At 44.0% G+C, this 2,871-nt stretch carries 4 protein-coding genes; all 4 read right to left on the reverse strand.

Annotation, left to right across the window (positions count from 1 at the left end; genetic code table 11):
* Positions 1–312: hypothetical protein (locus K7A41_RS00060; RefSeq protein WP_416221934.1), on the reverse strand; the 312-nt coding region annotated here is incomplete at its 3' end.
* A gap of 86 nt (positions 313–398) precedes the next feature.
* Positions 399–596: a hypothetical protein gene (locus K7A41_RS00065; RefSeq protein WP_265712066.1), complete on the reverse strand. Its 198-nt coding sequence runs from the start codon at positions 594–596 to the stop codon at positions 399–401.
* Positions 597–791: 195 nt separating this feature from the next.
* Complete coding sequence (locus K7A41_RS00070; protein ID WP_265712067.1) at positions 792–1,229, reverse strand: hypothetical protein; 438 nt, start codon at positions 1,227–1,229, stop codon at positions 792–794.
* Between the two features lie 2 nt (positions 1,230–1,231).
* The coding region (locus K7A41_RS00075; RefSeq protein WP_265712068.1) for an RHS repeat domain-containing protein at positions 1,232–2,871 on the reverse strand (1,640 nt) is incomplete at its 5' end.

Consider the following 2,871-nt stretch of genomic DNA (forward strand, 5'->3'; position numbering starts at 1 on the left):
GAGCGCATCATAGGTATAGGCAATATCCTTCCCGTTCCCGGTTGCAGTCCTGGGCAGGTTCAGCTGGTTATAGGTAAAAACCATACCAGTACGGTCTTTTGTTGCATTCCCGTTCAGGTCATAGGTAAAGCTTCCCGTCAGCCCTCCAGAAAGACTGGCCAGACGGTTGCTCTTTTTGGTATTGTTATATCCATAGGTAATCGCCGTGCCGTTATCCCGGATTAGCGTCCGGATATTGCCCATATCATCGTAGGTCAATGACTCACTCATCACAGTACCGCTGCTCACGCCGCTCCTCAGCCGGTTACACATGTTCTCCTTAGTAATTTACGTGCAGAATAAAGTTGGCCGTTTAATACAAAAAAACAGCCTTTGCTACATGCTTTGCTTTTAAATATTCATTTTACATTTCCTTTTAATAGTCTTTCTGCTGCATTGATATCTTTTTCATCTGGACGATATCGCTGTCCTTTGATATCTATAAACACAAAATGGTCACTAGAAAAGCTATATCCCTCAAATCCCTTGCCTTTTATAAAATACGATGGAGGGAAAAGGAAGCTTGTCAGCAAAAGCACAGATAATAATATTTTCATAACATAAGGTTCAACAATTAACGAACTTGATAGTTTACTGGACGACCATTATTCGCAGAGCTTTCCAACCCGCTCAATAATGAAGCTCCTTCTTGTGTTGAATTAATTGAGTCCAAAGCATTGACTGTCTGTTAAAGTCATTTAGAACCCCGCATTTTTATAACTTACAATAGTGTCTTATTTTTAGTATTCAATTTAATTATCATATTCAACTCCCTGTATTTTTTCGAAGATATTCCCAATGAAACTATCATCTTTACTACAGACTAACCAATAGGATGAATCGACCAGCTCAATTACGTATTCACAATTTTCATACATCAACTTATCACCCTCATATTTTCTGATATTTTCAATATTACTGTCACCAATCACTAAAAGTTCAATTGCTTGATCAATTTTAGAAGACAAGTTAAACATTCTATCCAAAGAGATTACTTTGCCACGCTTTGATTTGTTGATTTCTTCTTCAAATTTAACAATATCACAATCCACCTCTTGGACTGTTGTCACGTATACCCATAACACCCCCCAAAAAACTTCATGCTCTTTTGTCTCAAAACAGTTCAATATATCTTCAAGTCGCACAGACAGAATAGGACTATCGTCCCCATGTATTATAATTTTTCTCATCTTCACTTATTTAAGCCATTTATCCAATCTGTATATGTTAAGGGTGCAGGAGTTTTATCTCTTTGAAGCGTACCTCCGGTCTTACTAGGCTTATACACATGTTCATGTGGATTATGCGGATGTGTATCTGGTCTACCATGATCGGTAAAGTCAATATCTTTTACAGGATTACCATCTTTGTCAAACTCTCGTACTTGTTTATAATCTCCATTTCTACCTTCTTTTTTCCCAATTTGAGAGTGAGGCCCCGCATCTTGTGCCTCTGGATCCCGTACAGGAAGCCCGTTTTTATCTCGTGGCAGTTTTCTATCAGTTGGATCACTTTTAGTTCCTTCACTTAAAACAACAGAACTTGGCTCTGGGGCACTGTTTTCCATAAGATTCTCTACCAAAGCAACCGTACCTCCTACAACCACACCCCCGACTATAATAGCGCCACCAACAAACCATCCTACAGGTGCACCGAATACGGTTGCAGTCCCCCCTCCTGCTACGGCCCCCCCGGCTACAAGTGATCCACCAATAATAGTAGATGCAATTGAGCCGCCCGCTGCTCCGCCAACAATTACCCCTGCCGCTACTCTCTGTTGTTTTTTAGTAGGTGGATCGATTGGCGCCCGTCCATCAGGATCAATAAAAAGTATTGGATTATCAAAGGCATAGTTATACGGCGAATGTCTTCTCATCTGCTCCGCCAGCGGATCCACAACATTCCACCTACCTATTTCTGCATCATAGAACCTTGCCCCGTAATCCAGCTGCCCCTCCAGTACATAAGAACTTCCCAAGGCATGCGTACCCCCACTCAGGTCAGCCTGCATCTCCTTGCCATTATAAAGATACTTATTGTCAATGCTTGTTGCAATACTTTTCGTCTTACCGAATGGATAATAATCCTGCTTCTGCATCACTGTAGCTACCGGAGCTGTCGCTGTACCGGTCTTCTTTAGTACCGAACGCACATTGCCCAGATGATCGGTAAGGTTGTAGTAATAACTGTAGGTACCCGAACTGTTCAGCAGGAAGCCGTCCTCAGTGGCAATGCGCTCGATTACCGGGCTTGCTGTCCCGCTCCTGCTATACTCGATCCCGCCAATATAGTCCTGCTGCGTTTCAATACCGCCCACACTTGACTTGCGGTTCAGCTTGCTCCCGAGCGCATCATAGGTATAGGCAATATCCTTCCCGTTCCCGGTTGCAGTCCTGGGCAGGTTCAGCTGGTTATAAGTAATGGCCATACCTGTACGATCCATTGTTGCGTTACCGTTGAGATCATAGGTAAAAGAAGCCGTGAGACCTCCTGACAGGCCTGCCAACCTATTGCTCTTGTTGGTATTGTTATAGCTATAGGTAATCGCCGTGCCATTATCCCGGGTTAGCGTCCGGATATTGCCCATATCATCGTAGGTCAAGGACTCACTCATCACCGTACCGCTGCTCACGCCGCTCTTCAGCCGGTTCAGTGCATCGTAGCTATACGTAAATGTGCTGTTTGTAGTGAACCCATGACCCCACAGCTGCTGCGCAATATTACCATTATACTGCGCACCGGCCAGCACCGCGGTCCCGTTCACATTATAGTTCAGCTGGCTCGTAAACTGGGCTGAGCTTGCCTTGGTCTGCCAGCCACGCTCGTTATATG

This window comes from Sphingobacterium sp. InxBP1 (assembly GCF_026191775.1).
GTDB lineage: Bacteria > Bacteroidota > Bacteroidia > Sphingobacteriales > Sphingobacteriaceae > Sphingobacterium > Sphingobacterium thalpophilum.

Excerpts from the sequence above, each read along its gene's own strand:
- K7A41_RS00070 (WP_265712067.1), bottom strand. The coding sequence starts at position 1,229 with ATGAGAAAAATTATAATACATGGGGACGATAGTCCTATTCTGTCTGTG.
- K7A41_RS00065 (WP_265712066.1), bottom strand. The coding sequence starts at position 596 with ATGAAAATATTATTATCTGTGCTTTTGCTGACAAGCTTCCTTTTCCCT.